The 23,434-nt window shown below is 72.5% G+C and carries 16 protein-coding genes; 12 read left to right on the forward strand and 4 right to left on the reverse strand.

From position 1 onward, the window contains the following. Positions 1 to 17: 17 nt before the first annotated feature. From IPQ09_29180 to IPQ09_29205, 6 genes are all read left to right on the forward strand, one after another. Entirely contained in the window at positions 18 to 1,814 is a 1,797-nt protein-coding gene (locus tag IPQ09_29180; GenBank protein MBL0198219.1) for a HAMP domain-containing protein, read from the forward strand. A gap of 21 nt (positions 1,815 to 1,835) precedes the next feature. Beyond that, positions 1,836 to 3,299: a protein kinase gene (locus IPQ09_29185; GenBank protein MBL0198220.1), complete on the forward strand. Its 1,464-nt coding sequence runs from the start codon at positions 1,836 to 1,838 to the stop codon at positions 3,297 to 3,299. 7 nt (positions 3,300 to 3,306) lie between these two features. Continuing rightward, positions 3,307 to 5,472 (forward strand): LysM peptidoglycan-binding domain-containing protein, encoded by a 2,166-nt coding sequence (locus IPQ09_29190; GenBank protein ID MBL0198221.1) that lies wholly within the window; start codon positions 3,307 to 3,309, stop codon positions 5,470 to 5,472. Then, entirely contained in the window at positions 5,473 to 6,099 is a 627-nt protein-coding gene (locus IPQ09_29195; GenBank protein ID MBL0198222.1) for a YdcF family protein, read from the forward strand. A gap of 84 nt (positions 6,100 to 6,183) precedes the next feature. Continuing rightward, positions 6,184 to 6,864 (forward strand): peptide-methionine (S)-S-oxide reductase MsrA, encoded by a 681-nt coding sequence (gene msrA, locus IPQ09_29200; protein ID MBL0198223.1) that lies wholly within the window; start codon positions 6,184 to 6,186, stop codon positions 6,862 to 6,864. 746 nt (positions 6,865 to 7,610) lie between these two features. Beyond that, positions 7,611 to 7,853 carry a hypothetical protein gene (locus tag IPQ09_29205; protein ID MBL0198224.1) on the forward strand — a complete coding sequence of 81 codons (243 nt, stop codon included), beginning with the start codon at positions 7,611 to 7,613 and terminating at the stop codon, positions 7,851 to 7,853. 45 nt (positions 7,854 to 7,898) lie between these two features. Here the strand turns inward: IPQ09_29205 and IPQ09_29210 are convergent, their stop codons facing one another. Then, positions 7,899 to 9,029 (reverse strand): D-alanine--D-alanine ligase, encoded by a 1,131-nt coding sequence (locus tag IPQ09_29210; GenBank protein ID MBL0198225.1) that lies wholly within the window; start codon positions 9,027 to 9,029, stop codon positions 7,899 to 7,901. 172 nt (positions 9,030 to 9,201) lie between these two features. Here IPQ09_29210 and IPQ09_29215 point away from each other — a divergent pair, with 172 nt between their 5' ends. Then, positions 9,202 to 9,651 carry a Csp1 family four helix bundle copper storage protein gene (locus tag IPQ09_29215; protein MBL0198226.1) on the forward strand — a complete coding sequence of 150 codons (450 nt, stop codon included), beginning with the start codon at positions 9,202 to 9,204 and terminating at the stop codon, positions 9,649 to 9,651. Between the two features lie 233 nt (positions 9,652 to 9,884). Here IPQ09_29215 and IPQ09_29220 read toward each other — a convergent pair whose 3' ends face one another. After that, positions 9,885 to 10,832 (reverse strand): serine/threonine dehydratase, encoded by a 948-nt coding sequence (locus IPQ09_29220; protein MBL0198227.1) that lies wholly within the window; start codon positions 10,830 to 10,832, stop codon positions 9,885 to 9,887. 258 nt (positions 10,833 to 11,090) lie between these two features. Between IPQ09_29220 and IPQ09_29225 the strand changes: the two genes are divergently transcribed. The 3 genes from IPQ09_29225 (at position 11,091) to IPQ09_29235 (ending at position 16,238) form a co-directional block, all read left to right on the forward strand. Next, positions 11,091 to 12,722: an FAD-dependent oxidoreductase gene (locus tag IPQ09_29225; GenBank protein MBL0198228.1), complete on the forward strand. Its 1,632-nt coding sequence runs from the start codon at positions 11,091 to 11,093 to the stop codon at positions 12,720 to 12,722. Between the two features lie 171 nt (positions 12,723 to 12,893). Then, a complete protein-coding gene (locus IPQ09_29230; GenBank protein MBL0198229.1) occupies positions 12,894 to 13,640 on the forward strand; it encodes an acyltransferase family protein in 747 nt (248 codons plus the stop codon). Between the two features lie 72 nt (positions 13,641 to 13,712). After that, positions 13,713 to 16,238: a DUF3516 domain-containing protein gene (locus tag IPQ09_29235; protein MBL0198230.1), complete on the forward strand. Its 2,526-nt coding sequence runs from the start codon at positions 13,713 to 13,715 to the stop codon at positions 16,236 to 16,238. A 65-nt stretch (positions 16,239 to 16,303) separates the two neighbouring features. On the opposite strand, the gene IPQ09_29240 is transcribed toward IPQ09_29235, so the two are convergent. Then, positions 16,304 to 18,289 (reverse strand): trypsin-like serine protease, encoded by a 1,986-nt coding sequence (locus IPQ09_29240; GenBank protein ID MBL0198231.1) that lies wholly within the window; start codon positions 18,287 to 18,289, stop codon positions 16,304 to 16,306. Between the two features lie 149 nt (positions 18,290 to 18,438). On the opposite strand from IPQ09_29240, the gene ade reads away from it, so the two are divergent. Both ade and IPQ09_29250 read left to right on the forward strand, forming a co-directional pair. Then, complete coding sequence (gene ade, locus IPQ09_29245) at positions 18,439 to 20,139, forward strand: adenine deaminase (GenBank protein MBL0198232.1); 1,701 nt, start codon at positions 18,439 to 18,441, stop codon at positions 20,137 to 20,139. Then, complete coding sequence (locus IPQ09_29250; protein ID MBL0198233.1) at positions 20,136 to 20,507, forward strand: hypothetical protein; 372 nt, start codon at positions 20,136 to 20,138, stop codon at positions 20,505 to 20,507. The genes ade and IPQ09_29250 overlap by 4 nt, the downstream gene beginning before the upstream one ends. Positions 20,508 to 20,527: 20 nt before the next feature. On the opposite strand, the gene IPQ09_29255 is transcribed toward IPQ09_29250, so the two are convergent. Then, entirely contained in the window at positions 20,528 to 23,275 is a 2,748-nt protein-coding gene (locus tag IPQ09_29255) for a hypothetical protein (GenBank protein MBL0198234.1), read from the reverse strand. Between the last annotated feature and the right edge of the window lie 159 nt (positions 23,276 to 23,434).

Genomic DNA, 23,434 nt, shown 5'->3' on the forward strand with positions numbered 1-23,434 from the left:
GCTTTAGATCTGTCCGAATGCGTCCTCGGGGTCTCTCGCTTCGCACCAAGTGGTCACTCGCGCTCTTGGGGACCGCGCTGGTCCCCCTCGTCGGGCTCGGACCGCTCGCCCTCCGGCTGCAGCGGAGCGGTCTCATCGCGTCGGAGACCGCGCTCCAGGCCGCCGTGGCGTCGCAGACCACCCAGTCGGTCTCGTTCGCGGTGGGGTCGGCTTCCGACACCGCCCACCGGGTCGGCCTCCTCCTCACGAGCGCTTCGGCCGCGTCCGAGCGCGATCCCGAGGCGGGCGCGAACCTCATCGCGCTCGCCAAGGCCGAGGTCGAGAGCGCCGAGACCCTCGCGACGCTCGTCGTGTACGACGCCGAGGGCGGCTACATCGACGCCATCACCCGCGCGACCAAGGGCGGTCCGGCGGCCGCCGTCGCGAAGACCCCCCTCCCCGCTGCGCTGCGGGCCTCCGCCGAGCGCGACGGCGCCGCGTGGGCGCGCGCCGAGGCCCCGGCCGACGCCTCGGTCGACGCGCTCACCTACGTCGAGCCGCTGAAGGCGGGCGGCAAGACCACTGGGTTCGTCCGCGCGTACCTCGAGCCGGGCGCCCTCTCGCGCCTGGTCGGCTCGGTGGCCTCCGACCGCTTCGGCGACAAGGGCCGAGACGCCGTGCTCCTCGCCGACGACGAGCTGCGGGTCGTCGCGATCGCGCCCGGCGCCAGCGTGAAGGTCGGCGAGTCGTTGCGTGGAAAGTACATGTTTGCGGCGATGGACCCAGGGACCATCCACTGGGACGTGTCGTTTCAGGGCGCCACGGGCACGTACGCGGGGCCGGACGGCGAGCCCACTCGCGCGGCGTTCAGCACACTCGCCAGGCACAAGTGGCTCGCGGTGGTTCAGCGACCCGAGCGCGACAGCCTGGCCGCGCTGCGCGAAACGCAGCGCGCGTTCGTGCTCGCGCTCTTCGGCGCGGCGCTCTTCGCCGTCGTCCTCGGGGGCGCGCTCGCGGCGCGCTCCACGCGCCCGATCGAGGCGCTGGTCGGCCTGTCGAGGCGACTTGGGCGCCGTGAGTTCGACGCCCGCGCGGGGGTGCGCACCGGCGACGAGCTCGAGGAGCTGGGCGACGCGCTCGGCGAGATGGCGAGCTCGATCAAGGCCGGCGAGGCCGAGATCGCCAAGAAGACGGTCGTCGAGGCGCAGCTCTCGCGCTACCTGCCCGGGGCGCTGGCGCGCTCCATCGCCGACGGCACGCGCACGATCGCGCTCGGCGGCGAGCGGCGCCCGGTGAGCGTCGTGTTCGCCGACATCGCGTCGTTCACCTCGTTCGCGGAGCGCTCGTCGCCGGAGGCGGTGGTCGCGTTTCTGAACGAGGTGTTCTCCATCCTCTCCGAGGTGGTGTTTCGGCACGGGGGCATGGTCGACAAGTTCATGGGCGACTGCATCATGGCCGTGTTCGGCGCCACGGAGGACCAGCCCGACCACGCCGAGCGGGCGCTGGCCGCCGCGGAGGACATGCACCGCTTCGTCGAGACCCAGGCGGCCGACTGGAAGGCCAGGTACAACTTCGACGTCAGGCTCGGCGTCGGGGTCACCTCCGGCGAGGCCCTCGTGGGTAACCTGGGCAGCGAGACGCGCATGGAGTTCACGGCCATCGGCGACACGGTCAACACCGCGGCGCGGCTCGAGAACCTCGCGCAGGCCGGCCAGACGCTCGTGTCGTCGGAGACGGCGCTCGCCGTGGGCGACGCGTACGAGCTGCGTTCGCTCGGTCCGCACGCCCTCCGCGGGAAACGAGAACCCGTCGAGCTCTTCGAGCTCGTGGTCTAGCGTGTTCGAGGAGGCACTGCCATGACCTTTCCCCCCGACGGCCTCGCCGCTCCCCAGAGCTCGGGCGCCCCCGACGCCACGCTCGGCCCTTGCCCGTCTTGCGGCACCCCCCTCGACGGCCTGCGCGCGTGCACCATCTGCGGGCACGTGCTGCCCGATCCGCGCATCGGCACGGTGCTCGCTGGCAAATACCGCCTCGACTCGGTGCTCGGCGAGGGCGGCATGGGCATCGTGTACCGAGCGACCCATGTGGAGCTCGGCGAGCCGCTGGCGGTGAAGTTCCTCAAGGCGGCGTGGGCCGCCCGCCCCGAGTTTCGCGCGCGCTTCCGGCGCGAGGCCGTGATCCTCGCGCGCCTCCGCCACCCGGGCATCGTGTCCGTGCTCGATTTCGGCGAGCTCGGGGGCGAGCTCTACATGGCGATGGAGCTCATCGCCGGGGTCGCGTTGGCGGACGTGATCGCCAAGGACAAGACCCCCATCGCGCGGCTCCGCGTGGCGCCGATCTTCGACGAGCTCTTGGCGGTCATCGAGGCCGCACACGACGCGGGGATCGTGCACCGCGATCTGAAGCCCGAGAACGTGATGCTGGTGCCCGCGAAGGACCGCGCTGAGCGGGTCAAGGTGCTCGACTTCGGGATCGCGTTCCTCGCGGGAGAGGAGGGCGCGCAGCGCTTGACCGAGACAGGCACGGTGCGCGGGACACCGCACTACATGGCGCCCGAGCAGTGCAAGGGCGTCCACGTCGGGCCCGAGGCGGACATCTACGCGGTGGGGATCATGCTCTTCGAAGCGCTCACCGGGACCACCCCATTCGACTCGAGCGGCGCGTCGGGGCTCATGGTGCAGCACATGTTCGTCGATCCCCCGCGGCTCGCGGAGAGCGGCGTGAAGCCGGAGGTGTCGCGCGGCCTCGAGGAGCTCGTGGCGCGCGCGTTGGCGAAGCGACCCGAGGACCGCCCGACGGCCCGCGCGATGCGCGAGGAGCTCACGAGCGTCTTTCGCGGCACGGACTTCGCCGCGTTCGCCGATCGAGGCGCGCTGGAGCGCTCGCGGATGGCCGCGCTGTCCCGCAGCGATCGTGCGATCACGGGCGTGGGCGAGGCCGCGAGCGCTGGCGGCATCGCGCCCGTGGCGACGGGCGCGGCGGTCGTGCTGTGGCTCGACGACCCCGACCGCGCCTCCGAGCTGCGCTCGGCCCTCGCCGTCCACGGGCTCTACGGTCACGTGCACCTCGGGGACTCCCCCCCTGGCCCCGACGTGGCCGCCGGGCGCACCGTGAAGGCGCTCGTGATCGGGCGCGGCGACGCCACCGGCGACGCGGTGCTCGTGGCGAGGGGGCGCGGGCCGCTGCTGGCGGTGGGCGCCCGCGACGCGGAGGACACGGCGCGGCTCGTGCGCGGCGGAGCCAGTGACGTGGCGCTCGCGTCCGCCGCCAACGACGAAATTGTCAAAAAAATCATGCGCCTAGTGCGGCGCGGAAGGTAGGCCAGCGGTGCCTCTTCGGGACTTCTCACGGGCACGGGTCTCCCAGTGGGGGCTGCGCGCCGCGATGGCTGCGGCGGCGCTCTCTCCCACCGCGGCGCAGGCACAGAAACCCAACAGCGACTACACGACCCGGCTCGGCGACGGCTGCAGCGCGATCGCGCAGCGCGCTTACGGCGATCGTCGGCGGGTCGACCTCATCCACAAGGCGAACCCCTCGCTCGGCCCACTGCCCCACTACCTGAAGCCCGGGACCGTGCTCCATCTGCCGCCCCCCGAGGAGGCCGCGGCCGCGCCCGACGCGCGGGTGACGTTCGTGCGAAACCAGGTCACCGTGCAGGCGCAGGCGTCGAAGAAGGCGGCCGTGAACGACCCGCTCTTCCGCACGAACCGCGTCACCACCGCCGACGCGTCTTCGGCCAACGTCACGTTCCGCGACGAGACGCAGCTCCGCGTGGGCGAGGAGAGCCTCGTCATCATCTTGGGCGACGTGCTCGGGGCGGCGCGCCGCGAGCCCGCCCACGCGACGCTCGTGAGCGGTGCGCTCCAGGCGCGGCTCGGCGAGCTCTCGGGCAAGCGCAAGGTGAACGTCGACACCGCGGGCGGCGCGCGCGTCACGATGGCCCAGGGTCAAGCGCGCGTCGACGTCGACGCCACCAAGACGACGCGCCTCGCCGTCCACGGCGGGAGCGCGACGCTGGACGCGAGCAAGAGGTCCGTGGTGGTCCCCACGGGGTTCGGGTCGAAGGCCGAGGAGGGCAAGGCGCCCACGCCGCCGCGCCCGCTGCCGGCCCCGCCGGTGTGGAGGGCCGCACCGCCGGAGGTGGTGTTCGCGGACGGCGACGATCGCGGCAACGTCACCGCGTCGTTCGCCGACGGGCCCACGACGCCCGGCGCGACGGCGGTCGCCGCGGCGTCGTTCCGCGTGCAGCTCGCCCGCGATCCCAAGCTCGACGACCTCATCACGAACGCGGTGGTGCCGCGCACCAAGACCACGATCGACGCGCGCGGGCTCACGCCAGGCACTTACTACCTGCGCGTGGCGGCGATCGACGACGACAAGTTCGAGGGGCCGCCCGGAGCCGTGGCGATGCTCGTGGTCGTTCGGGCGAGCGCGCGCGAGACGACCCCGGGCCGGGCAGCGCTCGGGGTCTCTCCCGGCGATTTCGTCCTCTGCGGCGCCGACGGGAGCGCCGATCCCGCGTCGCTCTTCGACGTCGACGCGACCGTGGCCCACGAGCTCTCGTGCCGGCTCAGCCCCCACCGCGCAGGGGTCGTGATGCGCGGCGGTGACGTGCCCTCGGCCCCGGGCGGAACCAAAGTACCCGAGCTCTTCCAGCGCTTCACCGCGACCGCGGCGTTCGCCGAGTCGCACCCCGCCGAGGCGCGCGGCGTGGTCGCGATCGAGCTCCGCTCGGGCACCGGCGCGACGTTGTCGACCGAGGGCATCACCGCGATCGCCTCCAACGGCGTCGAGATCACCGGCGTCACTCGAGAGGGCACCCGAGCCCTGCTCGGCGTCCGCTTCCCGGCGTCGCCGCGCCCGTTCTTCGTCACGGTGCGGCGAGGCGGCGGGAAGGCGGAGTCGAACCTCCTCACGGTGCCCGCGCCGGACGCGCCCCGGCGCCGCGCCGACGGCACGAGTGGTGTCGCCGATCGTGGCTACGAGGTCGGGCTCGGCGGCGGCGTCGGTACCCTCTTCACCGGACACGGCGGTCGCCAGCTCACGGCGAGCACCGCCTATCGCATGCCCCTCGGGAGCCGCGTCAACTTCGCCGTCGGCCCCTCGGTCACGCTCGCGCGCTTCGAGCCCCAGGTCGCCTCGGCGGACAGCTACAGCCCGACGCCGCTCGGCGACACGGGCTCGCACTTCGACGCGATCGTGGGGGTGCCCCTCTCCCTCCGTCTGTTCCCTCACGCCGTCGTGGCGCCGTACGCGACCATCGCGCCGGAGGTCGGGTTTCAGCGCGCGACGTTCGCGACGGGCACGACACGCGTCACGTCCAGCGCCGCGCTGCTGGGCGGCCGCTTCGCGCTCGGGGGGCAGTCGGAGATCGGCCCCGGCTGGCTCTTCGTCGAGGGCGCGGTCCGCGCCAGCGGGGCGGTGTCGAAGGACCCCGTCGCGGAGTCCCTCTCCGGGGCCGGGCTCGAGCTCGGCTACCGACTCGGCTGGTAGTTGCAACCTGCACGTTCTTCGTCCCCGGCCCGCTCGCGGCGTCGGCGGCTCGCCGCCCTCGCCGCAGGCGCCCTGCTCGCGATCAGCACGCTCGTCCCCAGCGCGTTCGTCTACCGCGACGGCGCCGCGCGTGTGGTCGACGAAGAGCGCGCGCGCCCGGCGCAGGTCATCGTCGTGCTCGGCGCGAGGGTCTACCCCGACGGCCACTTGAGCCACGCCCTCGCCGATCGCCTCGAGACCGCGCTCCGGCTCTATCGGGCGGGTCGCGCGCCCACGGTGCTCGTGAGCGGCGCCGACGACGAGCCCGGGGCCATGCGCCGCTGGCTCGAGGCGCGCGGCGTGCCGCCGACCGCCATCGTGGAGGATGCCGGTGGCGTCGACACGTACAGCACGATGGCGCGCGCGAGCGGCACGTACGGCGCGGCGACCGCGATCGTCGTCACGCAGGCCTTCCACCTGCCACGCGCGCTCTACCTCGGCGCGCGCAAGGGCGTCGCGTGCGAGGGAGTGGTCGCCGACGCGCGGCGCTACCAGAAGGCCCCCTACTACCAGCTCCGCGAGGTGTTTTCCCGCGTGCGTGCCTTCGTCGATGTCACGCGCGGGCGCGAGGTCCCGCTCGCGCGCTGACCACCTCCCGCGGCAGACGCGCGCGCGACCACCGCGCCCGGTCGAGCTTGCAGCGGGAGGCGCCGCAACGGACAATCGGCCACCATGGGACTCTTCGATCGCCTCGACCGCTCGCCCCGAATGCCCACCCCCGAGGAGGCCCTCCCAGGCGCCGCAGCGCCGATCGCCCCTCCCGAGCGCCACTTCGTGAGCGGAGCGCGGCTCGCGCCGCCCTTCCCCGCCGGAATGGAAGAGGCCATGTTCGGACTCGGCTGCTTCTGGGGCGCCGAGCGCGCGCTATGGCAGGCCCCCGGCGTGTACTCCACGATGGTGGGCTACTCTGGCGGCTACACGGTGAACCCGACCTACGAGCAGGTGTGCACCGGGCAGACGGGTCACAACGAGGTCGTCAAGGTCGTTTACGACCCGCGCGAGACCACGTACGAGGCGCTGCTCGCGCGCTTCTGGGAGAGCCACGATCCCACGCAGGGCATGCGGCAGGGCAACGACCGCGGCACGCAATACCGCTCGGGCGTGTACACGTTCGGCGCGACGCAGCGCGAGGCCGCGCTCGGGTCGAAGGCCGCTTACCAGGCCGCGCTCACGCAGGGCGGGCACGGCGCGATCACGACCGAGGTGGTCGACGCCGGCCCGTTCTACTACGCCGAGGACTACCATCAGCAGTACCTCGCGAAGAACCCAGGCGGGTACTGCGGCCTCGGCGGCACGGGCGTCGCGTGCCCGATTGGAGTGCGCGGCGTGAGCGCCCGCGCGCCCTCGCGGTGAGGGTCCATCGTGGTGGGGGCGGGCGCGGCCGGCGCTTTGATCGCCGCCCGCGCCACCGAGGACCCCGCGTCGGCGGGTCGGCGGCGGTGAACACGTGCATCGCCCTCCGCGGCCAGCCGTGGCTCGACGAGAAGCGCTTCGGCGAGCGGCTCCGCGACGGCGGCCTCGACTGACCCGCGCTCAAGCACGGCCCAGAGGGACCACGGACTTCGCTCGGCGACTCTCTCGACTCGCACTTCGTCCGTCGCTCGGGGTGACCGGAGTAACCCGACTCGTCGAGCGGGAGGAGCTCGAGCGGCTCGTGAATCTGTCCAAATTTGTCCGCCAAGAGCTCGCTCGCCCGCCCTGTCCGCGAAGGCGGTCGCGCGCGCCGCGCATGGGCCTTGCTCCGCGGAGCCGGGCCAGGTATCCCGCGGACCATGCTTCAGCAGACGCTGGCCTCGATGGCCACCGAGTTCGCCGCGACGCTCATCCGCGCACTGCGCGCCGCGCCCATCGATGAGCTCTCACAGCTTCTCTCCGAGCCCGACGCGCCGAGCCCCGCGAGGGCTCACGGGGCCGCGGCCCCCTCGACCGCGACGCCCGCGCGTCGCCCCGCGCCTCGCGATGCCGTGGCCCCTCGCGCTCCCGCTGCGCCGCGCGTGGCTCCTCGCGCTCCCGTGGCTCCTCGCGCACCTCGCGCACCTCGCGCACCTCGCGCACCTCGCGCACCTCGCGCGTCCAAGCGACCGGCCCCACCCGCCCCCGTGGCGGTCGACGACTCGAAGGCGCGCGCCGCCACCGTGGCGTATTTCGCGGAGCGCGGCCCCAAGGGCGCGACGCCGCGCCAGGTCTCGGAGCACCTCGTAGGGCTCGGCCTCGACGGCGACGCGAGCGACCGCATCGTCGACGCGCTGCTGGCCGACGGGGCCGTGCGCGATGCGGGCTTCCGCCGCGCCGCGGGACGCAACGCCACCGCGGCGGTGTACGTGACCACCGCCAGCACCTAGGCCCGCCCCTCCCGAGGGAGGGCCGAGGCGCCCCCGGCGCGACCGCTACCCGCGCGCGCGGGCACGAAGGCGCTCGGGCGGGGTGCGCTTCGCGCGCGCGCGCGAGTCCCCGAGCCCGAGGCGCGCGACGGCCTGCGCGAGCACGCCGAGCACGAGCTCGTCGTAGGGCAGACCGGCCGCAGCCGCCTGGAAGCACAAATCCGCGACACCGGGCGCGAGCCCTGGGAGCGGGTTTATCTCGAGTACGTACGGGACGTCGCCGTGGGCCTCGTCGAGGCGCACGTCGACCCGCGCGAAGTCGCGGCACCCGGTCGCGCGGAACGTCGCAGCCGCGAGCTCCACGACCTCGCGCTCGGTCGCGGGCGGGAGCGGCGCGGGACAGTGGTAGTGACGCCCACGCTGCCAGCGATCATCCCAATTCTGGGTCTTGATCTGGCCCGTGTAAGCCACCCCGCCGCTCGCGAGGAGACCCTCGGGTGCGATCTCGTACACGGGGAGCACATAAAGGCCGCCCGCGCGCGCGAGGCCACGCCACGCGCGCCCCGCGAGGCGCGCCGTTGGCGTCGCCAGGTTGCCGACGAGCCCGACGGTGAGCTCGCGCCCGCGGACGAACCGCTCGACGAGCGCGGGCTGCGCGTAGGCGCGGAGCACGCGCGCGACCTCGACGCGGAGCGCCGCCTCGTCGCGCACGAGGCTGCTGCGTGTGACGCCGATGCCGGAGCCTTCGCGTGAGGGTTTCACGAAAAGCGGAAACGCGAGGTCCGGATCGAGCGCTTCGTCCTCGCGTGAAAACACCTGAGAGGGCGGGGTGCGGACCCCGTGAGCCCGGAGAAGCGTCTTCGTGGTGGGCTTGTCGAGAGACACGGCGAGCGCGAGCACACCGGCGCCGGTGTACGGGATCCGGAGCATCTCGAGGAGCGCCGGGACGTGGCTCTCGCGGCTCTCGCCGAAGTGCCCCTCGCACAGGTTGAAGCACAGGTCCGGCCCGAACCGAGGCAGCGCCTCGACGAGCCCGAGGTCCCCCTCGAACGAGGCCACCTCGTGGCCGGCGAGCTGGAGCGCGCGCGCGATCGCCTCCACGGTCGCGGGCGAGTCGAGCTCCGCCCACGCGTCGGGGGCGGCGGATGCGCCAGCGGGCGCATTGGGCTTCACGTTGGCGAGCACCGCAATGCGCATGAAAGGCGCGACTGAGGGTGCCCGAGGCGCCGTGGGCGGTCAACCTCTCACGCGGCCTTACTCGGCCGCAAGCAGGCGCTACACCCGGTCGCGCAGCGACGCGCAGCAATTTCGCGCCCGGCGGCGCGCGGAGAGGTTGCCGGCCTCCGATCGGTGGCCGTATAGGTGGCGCATGAATCGACGCGAAGCCCTCGTTGGAAGCTCCGTTTGGACCGCAGCCCTCGCCATCGGCACGATCTCGTGCGCGAAGAGCGCCGTCGCGCAAGCGGCCGATCCCCACGCCCACCACCACGGCGGGGATGCCGCCCTCGTCGACGCGGCGTTCGCGTGTATGAAGGCCGGCAACGCCTGCCTCGCGCACTGCATCGGGATGGTGATGGCGAACGACCTGTCGATGGCCGCGTGCCTCGGCTCGGTCAGCGACATGCTCGCGACGATGGAGGCCCTCTCCAAGGTGGCCGCGCGCGGCGGAAAGCGCACGAACGAGCTCGCGAAGGCCGCCCTCGGCTTCTGCTCCGACTGCGCGACCGAGTGCCAGAAGCATGCCGCTGTGCATGCAGTCTGCAAGGAGTGCATGGAGGCGTGCCAGCGCACGGTCGCCGCGATCCAGAAGCTCGGCTGAAGCGCCGCCGCGAGGGGTTCCGGGCGCCGGCGCGCCCCGCCGTGGGATCGAACGCGTCGAACGTATCGAGATCGCGAAAGGGGCCCTATTCCGCCGAGGACGGCAGGTGTGCCACCTCGGTCAACCTCGTGACGCGGAGCGATGGAACGGTAGCACGCGCTAGAGACTTCGTGCCACGAAGGCCAAGACCGTCGCAAGCGGGAGTCGACGCGCTCGCTCAGGCCATCACGCCGTCATGTGAGGGTCGACGGCGCCACGTTGCCACCGCACACGAGCACGCCCACACGCTCGCCCGGCGCGGGCCGGTAGCGCCCGCCGAGCAGGGCCGCCAGGGCCGCCGCTCCCCCGGGCTCCGCCGCGACGCGGTAGGCGCGCCAGAGGTGGTCTTGGGCCTCGCGGATCTGCGCGTCGCTGACGAGCACCACGTCGCACCCTGCCCCGCGCACGGCGTCGAACGCCAGCGCGCCGGCACGCCGGGCCCCGAGCGAGTCGGCCGCGAGAGACTCGACCGGGACGTCGACGGGGTGCCCCGCCTCGAGGGCCGCCTGCATGCAGCGTGAGCCCTCGGGCTCCACACCCACGAGCTTCACGCGGCCCGCCCAGTGGCAGGCCATGCCGCCGAGCAGCCCGCCGCCGCCGACCGCGACGAGCACGGTGTCGAGGGGCTCGAGCCCGAGCCGCGCCTGATCTTCTTCCCATTCGAGGGCGACGGTGCCCTGCCCCTCGAGCGTCGGCGCGGCGTCGAACGGGTGCACCACCGTGGCGCCCGTCGTGGCGGCGTGGGCGTCGCAGGCGAGCTGCGCGTCGGCGTAGCGCGCCCCTCCGATCACGACCGTCGCTCCGTGCGCGCGGATGGCGGCGACCTTCACGGGGGAGGCGATCTCCGGGACGAAGATCGTCGCCGAGTGGCCGAGGCGCTTCGCGGCGTACGCCACGGCCACGCCGTGGTTTCCGCCCGAGGCGGCGGCGACGCCGGCGGTCGAGACGGCGCCCGAGAGCAGCGACTGGAAGGCCCCTCGCGTCTTGAACGACCCGGCGTGCTGGAGCAGCTCCAACTTGAAGGTCACCCGGGCGTCGCCGAAGGAGCCTGGATCCCCCGAGAGGAGCGGCGTGCGGCGCACGTGCGGACGGATCGCGCCGTAGGCGCGGCGGACGGCGAGCGGGGTGACGGGCGTCGGCATGGGCGCTCACCATGCCACACTCCCACGCAGCGCACGGCTCACCAGGCTCGGCGCGGGGCGCGCGCGCACTTGCGCCGGTGTCGCTGGCCGCCAAGCGGCGACGCGGGCGCACGGTGGGCGATGGTGCTCGAGCTGACCACATGGATCACAGACCATCCAGACTTGCGGCGACCGCCAGTGACATTCTGCGGGGTTGCGTGTACGCAAGTGTGCGCACGGTTCTTGCTTAAATGCGGCCATCCCCCTCGAAGGAGCCCCATGTCCCGTACGCCCCTCTTCGCCCGCCTGCTCGACACCATGTTCATCGCCCGCTCGAGCCACGCCGCCGACGAAGCCGTGGGCGTGGCGGACGCGCGGCGCGTGAGCCGGCGGCAGGCGCTCGCGGCGGGCGCGGTCACGCTGGGCGGAGCGTCGCTCCTCGGCGGGTGCGCGGCTGACGGCACGGGCGGCAGCGAAGCGGGCGAGCTTGGCCGGGCTGCGGCGTCCGCCAGGCAGATCCCCGTCGACGTGGGCATCGTCGGCGCCGGAATCGCTGGCCTTTCGTGCGCCTACGAGCTCAAGAAGGTGGGCGTCGTGGCCACCCTCCACGAAGCCTCGACCCGCGCCGGCGGCCGCATCTGGTCGATGGGCGGGCCGTTCGCCGGGCCCGTGATGTTCCCCGGCCAGGTGATCGAGCGGGGCGGCGAGCTCATCGACACGCCCCACAAGACGATGATCGGCTACGCGCGCGAGCTCGGCCTCACCCTCGAGGAGGTGACGAAGCCGGCGCGCGAGACCAAGTACTTCTTCGACGGCGCCCTCGTGAGCGAGGCGACGATGGTCGAGCAGTACCGCGTGCTCGTCGACGCGATGCGCGACGATCTCCGCAAGGTGGGCGCCCCTACCGCCGACGCTTTCACGGCCGACGAAGCCGCGCTCGATAACCTCAGCCTCCGCGAATACCTCGACTCGCGCGGGGCGCCCCCGCAGATCAAGAAGCTGCTCAACGTGGCCTACGAGATCGAGTACGGCGTCGCGAGCGACGAGCAGAGCTGCCTCGCGTTCCTCCTCTTCGCGAAGGCGTCTCGGCAGGGCAAGCTCCGCCTCCTCGGCAACTTCAGCGATGAGCGCTACCACGTGGTGGGCGGCAACCAGCAGGTCACCGACGGGCTCATCGCGCGGCTCCCGGGGCAGATTCGCCTAGGCCGGAGGCTCGTCGGCGTGCGCAAGGCGTCGGACGGCCGGGTGGTGCTCACCTTCAAGGAGGGGACCAAGACCGTGACGGCCACCCACGACGCGGTGGTGCTCTCGCTGCCCTTCAACATGCTGCGCGACGTCGCCCTCGACGCGAGCCTGGGCCTGCCCGCCTCGAAGATCTACGCGATCCAGCACACGGTCTACGGCACCAACTCCAAGCTCATGGTCGGCTTCAACGGCCGGCCGTGGCTGCCCGCCAGCGGCGCGGCCTACAGCGATCTCCCGTACCTGCAGGCGACCTGGGAGACCAGCCCGAGCACGGCCGACGCGACCCGCGGCGTCATCACCGACTACACCGGCGGCGCGCTCGGCCGCTCGCTCTCGACCGCCAACACCCAGGCCGACACGGCGCGGTTCCTGGCGAACTTCGAGATGGCGTACCCGGGCAGCAGCGCGCGCGCGCGCCGCACCGCGGGCGGGGCCTACGTGGCGCACCTCCAGCACTGGCCGAGCGACCCCAACACGAAGGGCAGCTACACCGCGAACGCGCCCGGGTACTTCACTCGGATCGAGGGCAACGAGGGCAAGGCCGTCGGCAACCTGTTCTTCGCGGGCGAGACGACCGACTCTTTCTACTCGTGGCAAGGCTTCATGGAGGGCGGCGCCCTCTCGGGGCTCCGCGCCGCCGGCGAGATCCAGCGCGCGTTTCGCTGAGCGCGCGGCCTCGAGCGGCGGACCGCTTCGCCTCTCGGGGCGACAGGCGCCTGCTACGCTCGCCGCGTGGCCTCGCGCTCCTCTCCCCGACCGCCTCCCCGACTGCCTCCCCGACTGCCGCCGCGCCCGTCGGCGCGCCTCATCGAGCGCGCGATCGGCGCGCTCCGGCCGATGCGGGCGCTCGCCGCTCCGCACGTGCAAGGGATTGAAAACATTCCGGAATCGAGACCGCTGCTCTTCGTGGGCAACCACTCGATCTTCGGCGTCCTCGATCCGCCGCTCCTCTTCGCAGAGCTCTACGAGCGCAAGGGCATCGTGCTCCGCTCGCTCGGCGATCACCTGCACTTTCAGATCCCCGGGTGGCGCGACCTTTTGTTCGCGTGCGGCGCGGTGGACGGCACACCCGAGGCCTGCGGCGCGCTCATGGCCGCGCGCGAGTGTGTGCTCGTGTTCCCGGGCGGCGGGCGCGAGGTCGCGAAGCGCAAGGGCGAGGAGTACGCCCTCCTCTGGAAGGAGCGCCTTGGGTTCGTGAGGCTCGCGGCGACGCACGGGTGCACCATCGTGCCGTTCGCCTGCGTGGGGGTGGAGGACGCGTTCGAGGTGGTGCTGGACGCCGACGAGGTGCTCGCCTCCCCTCTCGCCGCGCCGCTCGCGCGCGCGATCGACCGCCTCGGCGTGCGGCGGGACGTGCTCATGCCGCTCGCCCGGCCGCGTCGGCCGCAGCGCATCTACTTCGGCTTCTCCGAGGCCATCCCGACCGAGGGGACTCCACCGGACGACGACGCCGCGCTGCGCGCCCTGCGCGACGGCGTGCGCGCCGCCGTGACCGACCAGATCGCGTCGCTGCGTGCGTTCCAGGCCACGGACCCTCGCCGGTCGCTCGTCGCGCGGCTCGCCGAGGCGCTGGCTCGGGGCTGACGGGAGACGCCCCAGCCACCGCCACCCCCACCGCCGCGGCCCGCGCGCGCTCGAAACGGCGTATGAAGGCGCATGCCCACGCTCTACGACCGCCTCCCGCCGGACGGCGCGTCGCCCGACGCCGTGCTCGACGCGTTCCTCGGCCACGTGGCCGATCTTGGCCTCGACCTCTACCCCGCGCAGGAAGAGGCGATGCTCGAGCTCGCGGCCGACAACCACGTGATCTTGGGCACACCGACGGGCTCCGGCAAGAGCCTCGTGGCCACCTTCGCGCACTTCCTCGCGCTCTCCGAGGGGCGTCGCTCGATCTACACGGCGCCCATCAAGGCGCTCGCGAACGAGAAGTTCTTCGCCCTCTCGAAGGACTTCGGGAAGGACGCGGTGGGCCTCCTCACGGGGGACGCGAGCATCAACCCCGGCGCGCCGATCCTCTGCGCGACCGCCGAGATCTTGGCGAGCATGGCGCTGCGCGAGGGCGACCGCGCCGACCTCGGGCACGTGGTCATGGACGAGTTTCACTACTACTCGGACAAGGAGCGCGGCGTGGCCTGGCAGGTGCCCCTGCTCGAGCTGTCCCACGTGCGGTTCTTGCTCATGTCGGCCACGCTCGGCGACGTCACGTTCTTCGAGCAAGACCTCGCGCGACGCACGGGGGCGGCGGTGCGCACCGTGCGAACGGCCGAGCGGCCCGTGCCGCTCACGTTCGAGTACCGCGACACCCCGCTCCACACCACCCTGAGCGAGCTCGTCGCCGCGGGCAAATCCCCGATCTATTTGGTTAATTTCACCCAGCGTGGCGCCGCGGAGGAGGCCCAGAACCTCATGAGCGCCGACTTCTGCACGAAGGAAGAGAAGCGCACGATCGCCGACGCGATGCTCGGGACGCGCTTCGACACGCCCTTCGGCAAGGAGGTCCAGCGCTTCGTGCGGCACGGCGTGGGGCTCCACCACGCGGGGCTCCTGCCCAAGTACCGCCTGCTCGTGGAGAAGCTCGCGCAGCGCGGCCTGCTCAAGGTCATCTCCGGCACCGACACGCTCGGCGTCGGCGTGAACGTGCCCATCCGCACCGTGCTGTTCACCAAGCTGTGCAAGTACGACGGCGAGAAGACGGCGATCCTGACGGTGCGCGACTTCAAGCAGATCGCGGGGCGCGCCGGGCGTCGCGGCTTCGACACCGAGGGGCTCGTGGTGGCGCAGGCGCCCGAGCACGTGATCGAGAACCTCCGCCTCGAGGCGAAGGCCGCCGGCGATCCGAAGAAGCTCCGCAAGCTCGTGAGGCGCAAGCCGCCCGAGCGCGGCTACGTGCCGTGGGACAAGGCGACCTTCGACAAGCTCGTGGCGAGCAGCCCCGAGCCGCTCGTGTCGCGCTTCACGGTGTCGCACGGGATGCTGCTCGACGTGCTGACGCGCGAGGACGGCGGCTGCATGGCGATGGCGCGGCTCGTGAACCGCTCGCACGAGCGCACGGCCGAGAAGCGAAAGCTCGGGCGGGTGGCGCTCTCGCTCTACCGCTCACTGCTCGACGCGCAGGTGCTGTGGCGCGTGCCCCAACCCGGAGGCGGCGCCCGCCTCACGCTCGCGGACGACCTGCAGCTCGACTTCGCGCTGAACCAGCCGCTCGCGCTCTACCTGCTGGAGACGCTGCCCCGCCTCGACCACGACCTCCCCACGCACGCCCTCGACGTGCTCACGGCGGTCGAGTCGATCTGCGAGAACCCCGACCCCATCCTGGTCAAGCAGCTCGACAAGGCCAAGCAGGCGAAGCTCGCCGAGCTGAAGGCCCAGGGGATGCCCTTCGACGAGCGCATCGCCGAGCTCGAGAAGGTGGAGCTGGTGGTCCCGAACCGCGAGCTCTCGTATCTCACGTTCAACGCGTTCAAGTCGCAACACCCCTGGGTGGCCGACCAGAACGTGCGCCCCAAGTCGATCGCGCGCGACATGATCGAACAGGTGCTCTCGTTCAACGAGTACGTGAAGGAGTACGGGCTCGAGCGGGTCGAGGGGCTGCTGCTCCGGTACCTCAGCGAGGTCTACAAGACCCTCGTGCAGTCGGTGCCCGACCTCGAGAAGACCGCCGCCATCGACGACGTGGTGATCACGCTGGGCGCCGTGGTTCGGCAGGCCGACTCGAGCCTCCTCGACGAGTGGGAGAAGATGCGCGACCCCGCGTACTTCGACGCGCTGAAGGCGCGCGACGAGTCGGCGCTGGCCCCGGTCGCGATGGGCCCGCCCGACATCACCGCCGGCGAGGGGTTTCTGGCGCTCGTGCGCAACGCGAGCTTCGCGCTCGTCCGGGCGCTCGCGCGGTACGAGCTCGCGACGGCGACGGAGCTCTGCCAGAACACCGCGATCGACGAGGCGGTGCTCGCGCGCGCGCTCGACGCGCTCGTGGCCGATCACGGCGCGCTCCGCATGGACGGCGAGGCCCGCAGCCCGAAGCACCTGACCGTCGAGCGCGGCGAGCACGTGTGGGAGCTGCGACAGGCGCTCGTCGGCGACGACGGCCCCACAGGGTGGGTGGTGCGCGCCAAGGTCGACCTCGAGGGCTCCCGGAGCGAGGGGCGCGTCGTGATGCGCGTGGAGGCGATCGAGCCCTGACACGGGGCCGCGCGCCTTCGACGTGGCCCGGCCTCGCGAAGTTGGCCCCGCTCGAGCGCCCCTGCCTATCGTTCGAACAGGAGGCCCCCATGACCCTGCTCGCTCAACCCACTGTCCACCCGCTGCGCCGCAAAGGCTCTCGCCGTGCCCTCCACATCCCCTACGGGCAGGTCATCCGCGAGCGCGACTTTCGGGTCGTCTCGAACCTCACGGTGGATCTCTCGCCGTTCGGGGCGCTCGTGCAGGCCGATCGCCAGGTGCTGACCGGCGAAGAGGTCATTCTCTCGCTCCGCCCGGCGCGCCGCGAGCACTGGGTCGACGTCTTCGCGACCGTCACGCGTGTCCTCCACGGGCGCCGCAAGTACGACACCATGGGCCCCTGCCTCGGCCTGCAGTTCCATGGCGTGGACGCCGCGGCGAGGCGCGCGCTCTACGTGAACCTGGCGAGCCCGGAGCCCCGCGCGCTCCCGTCGCGCGCGCGCTAAAGAATGGGGCCGCCGGGCGCGGCGGCTCGCGTCAGCCCCTCGGCCGCCCCTCTCGGCGTCGGGCCCTGCGGCCGGCGAGCCCGAGCGCGAGCCCGAAGAGCGCCGCGAGCGACGCCGAGCGAAGGGCGCCGGCGACGCGCCCACGACCTCGCAACCGCAGCTCTCGGTGGTGGTGGTCGTCGTCGCGGCTCCGGCCGGAACGGGCTTGCCGTCGGGCCCCACCGGGCCGCCCGGCGTCGGCTGACCGCCCTCGACGATCGGGTCGGACGCGCACTCGGTCTTGCACTTGGTGGTCGCGCAGTCGGCCACGGCCTTCCGGAGCTTGTTGGCGGCGCAGCTCGGATCCGCGGACGCGCCCGCGCGAAGGCACAGGAGGCAGTCGGCGTCCCCCGCGCACGCCCCCACCGCGTCGCAGCACGCCCCCTCGGTGCAGGCGCCACACGCGTCGCGCGGGAGGGCGAAGCCGCACTTCGGGGCGCTGCGGCACTCGATGAAGCACAGAGGCTTGCACACGGTCTCGCCGCACGTGCAGTACACGGCGGCGTTGAACTTCGCGATGGCCCTCGGGTGTCTGTTCTCGCAGTCGGTCACGCACGTCGCCGACGAGCACTTCTGCTGGCACTCCGCGAGCTTCTCGCACTCGGGGTCGGTGAAGCACTCCGCCTGCTTCTGCGCGCACGGGTTGTCGCCCGAAGTCTCGGCGCGCGTGCACGAGTCGCAGGACTCGGCCGGCGGCGCCTTGGCGAGCTGCTGCTGGATGAACGTGTACACCGACGAGAAGGTGACGCGGACGCTGTAGGCCTGCTGGGTGCAGTCGCCGTTGACGTACGAGTGGATGCCGACGACGCGCTCCGCCGTGCCAGTGCCCCGGAGCGCTGGGCCGCCGCTGTCGCCCTGGCAAATGTTGCCCGACTGGAACCGGTACCCGATGTGCGTCGAGTCGAGCTCCTGGACGGCGAGCCGAATGTTCTTCCGCGTGGTGTTGTCGCCACCGGATGCGCCGGCCGGCGTGGTTCGGCCGTAGCCGACGCTCGTGAGCGTGGTACCGAGAGAGAGCTGATCGGGGGAGGCGGTGATCGGGATGACCGGCGTGCCGCTGTTCACGCCGAGCACGCGCACGACGGCGACGTCGTAGTTCGACGCGACGTCGCCGTTGTAGCTGGGGTGAGCCGCGTAATCGAGCACGGCGAAGCGCTTGGCGCTCGCGCTGTTGTAGTCGGGGCCCATGAACACGATGCTCGGCGGGATCGTCACGCAGTGCGCGGCCGTGAGCACGTAGCCCACCTTCCCCACCGTCTTCACGATGGTGCCGGTGCATGCGCCGGCCTGGGCACCCTGTTGGCCATAGATCGCCACCACCGCATCGTGCGTGCTGTCCGCCGCGCCACCGATGATCGGGTTCGCGGTGGCGCCGAGCTCCGGGGCATCGACAGGCGCGCTCGACGCGCACCCGGTGGCGCCCGCGACGATCGGGACGAGCGCCGCGAGCGCCGCGAGCGCGACCACGGTCGGCGACACGCGGGCGTTCGAGGGGGGTCGGGAGACGAGCTGCGTGCGTTCGGTCACTAGAGTCACAGGAGGCCTTTCGTCCAAGCGCGGCGTGCGACGCGTTACTCTACGGGACAGCTCGCCAAAATCTTCTTTCACCGCGGGAAGTTTCACACTTTTGTTCCCCGGTGCGCCCGCGGAGCGCCGCGAGGGGCCATAATCGTCGAATGTCCCGACGCAGCGAACTCATCCAGGCCGCCCAAGGAAAGCGCGACTGCGACCTCGTCCTCGAGAACGCGCGCTGGCTCGACGTCTTCACGGCCACCTTTCGCGAGGGGCACCTCGCCGTGTACGACGGGGCCATCGTAGGCGTCGGCCCGGAAGCGCGCCTGCCAGCCAAGCGCGTCGTCGACCTCGGCGGGAAGGCCGTCGTACCAGGCTTCATCGACGCGCACGTGCACCTCGAGAGCTCGCTGATGACCCCGTCGAACTTCCAACGGTGCGTGCTCCCGAAGGGCACGACGACCGCGGTGTGCGATCCCCACGAGCTCGCGAACGTGCTCGGCGCGCCCGGCGTTCGCTACTTCCTGGAGGCGAGCGAGACCCTCGGACTCTCGCTGAAGGTCATGATGAGCTCGTGCGTGCCGGCGACGACGTTCGAGACCAACGGCGGCGGCTCGCTGTCCGCGGCCGAGCTCTCGGCGCTCGCGGCGCACCCCTCCGCGCTCGGGCTCGCCGAGGTCATGAACGTCCCCGGTGTGCTCCACGGCGATCCCTCGCTCCTCGAGAAGCTCGACGCCTTCGAGGGCCGACCGATCGATGGCCACTGTCCGCTGCTGCGGGGCCAGGCGCTGAGCGCGTACGCCGCGGCGGGTATCTCGAGCTGCCACGAGAGCTCGGAGCTCGAAGAGGCCCGCGAGAAGCTCTCCAAGGGCGTTCGCGTGTGGATCCGCGAGGGGAGCGTGGCGAAGGACCTCGACGCCTTGCTGCCCCTGCTCGACCTCGCGAGCTCCACGAGCCTGGGGTTCTGCACCGACGACCGCAACCCGCTCGATATCGCGCGGGAGGGCCACGTCGACCACCTCGTGCGCAGCGCGATCGCGAGGGGTGTGCCGCCCGAGGTCGTCTTTCGCACAGCCTCTTACAGCGTCGCCTCCCACTATGGCCTGGCGTCGCACGCCGCACGCGCGCGCGTGGGAGCGATCGCTCCGGGTTTCACCGCCGACCTCGTGGTGCTCGGTGACGTCCAGACCTGCGCGATCGACGCCGTGTACAAGGCGGGCAAGCTCGCCGAGGAGGTGCTCGCGTCGCAGGTCGCGGGCGCCGGCGCCCGCACGGGCAACACGGTCCGTTGCGCGCTGCCCGAGGCGAGTGAGCTCGAGGGTCCGGCCGGGCAGGTTCACGTGATCGGGGTCCGGCACGGGCGCATACTGACGGATCGCTCGGTGGAGGACTCGGCGGCGCGCGGCGTGGCGCGGCTCTCGGTGCTCGAGCGGCACGGGCACGGGCGCCCGCCGTCGAACGGATACGTGCGCGGCTTCGGCGAACGCTTCGCCGGCGCCATCGCGTCTAGCGTCGGGCACGACAGCCACAACCTCATCGTGGTCGGCAGCGACACGTCCGACATGCGTCGCGCACTCGCGGCTCTCGCCGCGCTGGGCGGCGGCTTCGTGGTCGTGCGCCGCGGCGAGGTGCTCGCGGAGCTGGCCTTGCCGGAAGGTGGGCTCATGTCGGCGGCCTCGCCCGAGGAGCTGAAGGTCGCGCTCGAAGGACTGCACGGCGCGAGCCGCGCGGTCGGCTGCGAGCTGCCCGAGCCCTTCCTGCAGCTCGCCTTCCTGAGCCTCCCGGTCATCCCCTCACTCAAGCTGACCGATCACGGGCTCATGGACGTCGACCGCTTCGAGCTCATCCCGGTGAGGGCGGCGTGAGCGGCTCGGACGGGGGCGAGCCGCGCCCCTCCAGCCACCCAACGCGCCCGCCCAGCATCTCCACGGCGCCCCCCACTCGAGCGCGCGCGGACGTGTCGCTCCGGGCCGTGCCGACGCGCGTGGAGAGCCCCGACGCGGGGCACACTCTCGACGTGCGCGCCGCGTTCGTGTGGCTCCACGCCGATGGCCGCGAAGACCTCGCCTCGATAGGAGAGCTGACCTCGCTGCCGCTCGAGGAGGTGCTGCACGTCTTCAGCGGGCTCATGCGCGACGGGCTCGTGACGCTCGCCATGCCGGCAGACGGCCGGGACGATGCGGCGCACGCCCCCCGCGAGGCCCACACCACGAGCCCGCCGCCGCTCGAGTAGTCGAACTGGCGGACCGCGCCTCAGGCGAGGCGCGACGCCTCGCGATGCACGCTTCGCCGCGCGAGCAGGCGCTCGACGTCGGGGTTGGCTCGAAACGCCCGCAGCGAGCGCTCCGCGCGGGTGCGCACGAACGACCGCGGATCGTCGAGGAGGCGAATCAGCTCCGGCACCACGCGGGGATCGTCGGGAGGATCGTCGGCGACGACGGCGCGGACGTGGGGATCGGTCGAGGAGAGCCCCTCGATGAGCGCGACGTTGCCGCGCGGATCCCCCATGCGCTTGAGCGCTTTGCAGAACCACACGAGGTGGTGAGGGGCGTCGTCGTACTCGTACGTGGAGGTGAGCGGCTCTTCGAACAGGCGCCGAATCGAGCGGACCAGCGGCCCCACGCTGGAGGGATGCCCAATGTCCGCGATGCGGAGGGCCACGTTGTAGCGAAACACGCCGTTCTTGTCGTGGAGCGCCTGGTGGAGCGCGTCGAGGCCGCGGCGCTCGATCGACGGCAGCTCCATCTTGTAGTACGGGCGAACCCGCGGCACGCGCTGCCCGCGCAGCCGAAACGCCTCCGTCGCGGCGTGACGGACCGCGTGATCGTCGAGCGTGACGAAGTACCTCACCGCGTCCATGTCGAACTCGGCGCCGCCGAGCTCCGCGAGGCAGCGGAACGCCCACACGCGGCGCCTCGAGGTCTCCTCGCGCTTGAAGCCGGGCTCCCAGATCGCGCGCTCGAGCGCGCCCTCGAAGTCGAGCACCGCGCTCCCTGCGGCCGCGCTGGCGGCGCCCTCGCCGAGCTTCGCGAGGGCCGCGACGCGCACGACGTCGGCCGCCTTGTCGGCTAGCTCCACCGCCCGCAGCGTGTCGCGCGACGGCCCCTCCTCGACGCCGGTCGAGAGCTGACCCAGCGCCCACACCAGCTCGGCCGGCACGCCATCCCGCAGCGTTGCCGCGAGGCGCGTGAGCTCGCGCATGCGTGGCGCGGCGGGACCGAAGCGGAGGCGCCCGAGCGCCTCGGCGCACGTCGACACGATGGGGCGCACCTCGAGGCTCTGCGAGCGCAGCAGCTCGTGAATCGGGCCGGCGGCGGCCGCGTCGCCGAGAACGCCGAGGGTTGCCACGAGCTCTTTCACGAGCGGCCCGCGCTCGAGCCCCTCCTTCCAGTCGCGGAGGGGGTTGTCGGCGAGCAGGGCGAGCAGGCGCGGCACCGCCGGGCGCGCGCCGAGCGCTCGCAGCGCGGACACCACGCTGGTCTCGACGTGCCGGTACCGCTGTGACGGGCGATCGAGCAGGGAGAGCAACGGCGGGATCGCGCGGGCGTCGCCGAGCGCGCCGAGCATGTCGATCGCGCGCAGGTCCTCGCGGAGCGCTCGCCCAACGAGGAGCGGCACGAGCACGGGGCGGCCATGCGCGCCGAGCGCGAGCAGCGCCTCCTCGCGCTCGTTCGGCAGCACGGCGTTGTCGTGCACGTGCCCGTCCTGGTCGATGTAGTCGATCGCCGCGAGCCCGCACTCGAGCTCCGGACGCTCGCCAAGCCTCGCGAAGATCGCGCGGTGGGTGCCCTCGTCGCCGAGCCTCTCCCACGCGCGACGTTCGAGATCGTCGAGCGAACGCGCACGGAGGGTCTGGGCGCTCGGCGACGGCGCAACGGCAGGCGTGCGCTCCGAGCCAGGCGCGCGAGGACGCGCGCGCGACGAGGGCGGCGACGTGAGCCCGAGCGAGAGGAACGCTCCACGCGCCTGGCTCAGGCTACCCAGCGCGCCGAGTGTGTCACGCCGCCCGTGGGCCACGTCGTCGAAGAACCTCGCGGCGTCGGCGATGAGCCTGGCGGGGCTCGCCAAGCACACCTCGATGGCCTCGGCGAGGCGGCGGTGGTCCTCGAAGAAGTAGCTGCGGAAGAGCGCGTAGAGGGCCGTCGGGACCTGGCTGGGCATGGCCCGGACGAAGCGCTCCCACACCGCGCGAGTGGGCTGCGCATTGTGCCGCGGCGAAAATAGGCGTCGCACGTCGTCGAGGGAGAAGACGCCATCGTCGGCGAGGAGCCCGTGGATCCACAACGCCCGGAGGAAGCGCTGGAGCGTCGCCGAGCGCGGCGCCACGTAGGGCGCGCCCGCGCGTCGCGTCACCTTCTCGAGCTCCGCGAACGGCGACCGCCGCGCGACGTGGGGCCGGAGGCGCTCCGCGCACGCGCCGAAGCCGGGCTCGTCGATCTCGCCGGCCCGGCGCCCGCCCACCAGCGCCGCCGCGTACGCGAACGACGACAGGTCGCGGGTGAGAGGCCCCACGAGCGCGCGCTTGACCCACGAGAACCCGAACACCGCGTCGCGGCTCACGAGGCGCGGGGTGCGAGAGAGCGGCTCGTCGAGCCCCTCGTCGAGCGCGACGTAGAACGTCTCGCCGAGGTCGGAGCGCGCGATGGGGAGCGCCCCGATCAGGAGGCCGAGCAGCGCGCCCGAGCCGCTGTGCCGCACGAACGCGTCGAACGCGTTGTCGTCGGTACCCTCGGGAAAGCGGAGCAGGTCGAAGTCGGCCAGCACCGGACGCAGCGACGCGAGCGTCGTGAAGCCGACGAGGTCACGCGGTGGGGGGAAGCCGAACGCGTGGCCGAAGTCGGAGACGAACCTCACCGCTTGAGGCGACGGCTCGCGCACGAAGCGCTCGAGGAACGACGTAGGGCTCTCCGCGAGCACGCGCGCCGCGACCGCGCGGCCACGATGCGCGAGCCGAGCCTCGAGCGAGGTCGGCTCCGATCGTTGCGAGGCTTCGGTCTGCAATGCACCCATGAGTGTCGTCGCTCGGCGTCACGCGCGATCTCGCGCGGCCCCCCGCAGAGAGAATGGTCGTGGACGATCGCCCGCGGGTCAACGAGAGACGATCCGTTCAGTCCGACGAGGTGCGCCAAGCGACGACACCTACCCCGTCCCGCGATCGTG

The organism is Myxococcales bacterium, from assembly GCA_016720545.1.
Taxonomy (GTDB): domain Bacteria; phylum Myxococcota_A; class Polyangia; order Polyangiales; family Polyangiaceae; genus JAAFHV01.

What these genes read in the sequence shown, in the direction of transcription:
- IPQ09_29220 (MBL0198227.1), bottom strand. Translation starts at nt 10,832, where the DNA reads ATGCCGACGCCCGTCACCCCGCTCGCCGTCCGCCGCGCCTACGGCGCG.
- msrA (MBL0198223.1), top strand. Translation starts at nt 6,184, where the DNA reads ATGGGACTCTTCGATCGCCTCGACCGCTCGCCCCGAATGCCCACCCCC.
- IPQ09_29185 (MBL0198220.1), top strand. Translation starts at nt 1,836, where the DNA reads ATGACCTTTCCCCCCGACGGCCTCGCCGCTCCCCAGAGCTCGGGCGCC.
- IPQ09_29215 (MBL0198226.1), top strand. Translation starts at nt 9,202, where the DNA reads ATGAATCGACGCGAAGCCCTCGTTGGAAGCTCCGTTTGGACCGCAGCC.
- ade (MBL0198232.1), top strand. Translation starts at nt 18,439, where the DNA reads ATGTCCCGACGCAGCGAACTCATCCAGGCCGCCCAAGGAAAGCGCGAC.
- IPQ09_29210 (MBL0198225.1), bottom strand. Translation starts at nt 9,029, where the DNA reads ATGCGCATTGCGGTGCTCGCCAACGTGAAGCCCAATGCGCCCGCTGGC.
- IPQ09_29235 (MBL0198230.1), top strand. Translation starts at nt 13,713, where the DNA reads ATGCCCACGCTCTACGACCGCCTCCCGCCGGACGGCGCGTCGCCCGAC.
- IPQ09_29225 (MBL0198228.1), top strand. Translation starts at nt 11,091, where the DNA reads ATGTCCCGTACGCCCCTCTTCGCCCGCCTGCTCGACACCATGTTCATC.
- IPQ09_29230 (MBL0198229.1), top strand. Translation starts at nt 12,894, where the DNA reads ATGCGGGCGCTCGCCGCTCCGCACGTGCAAGGGATTGAAAACATTCCG.
- IPQ09_29180 (MBL0198219.1), top strand. Translation starts at nt 18, where the DNA reads ATGCGTCCTCGGGGTCTCTCGCTTCGCACCAAGTGGTCACTCGCGCTC.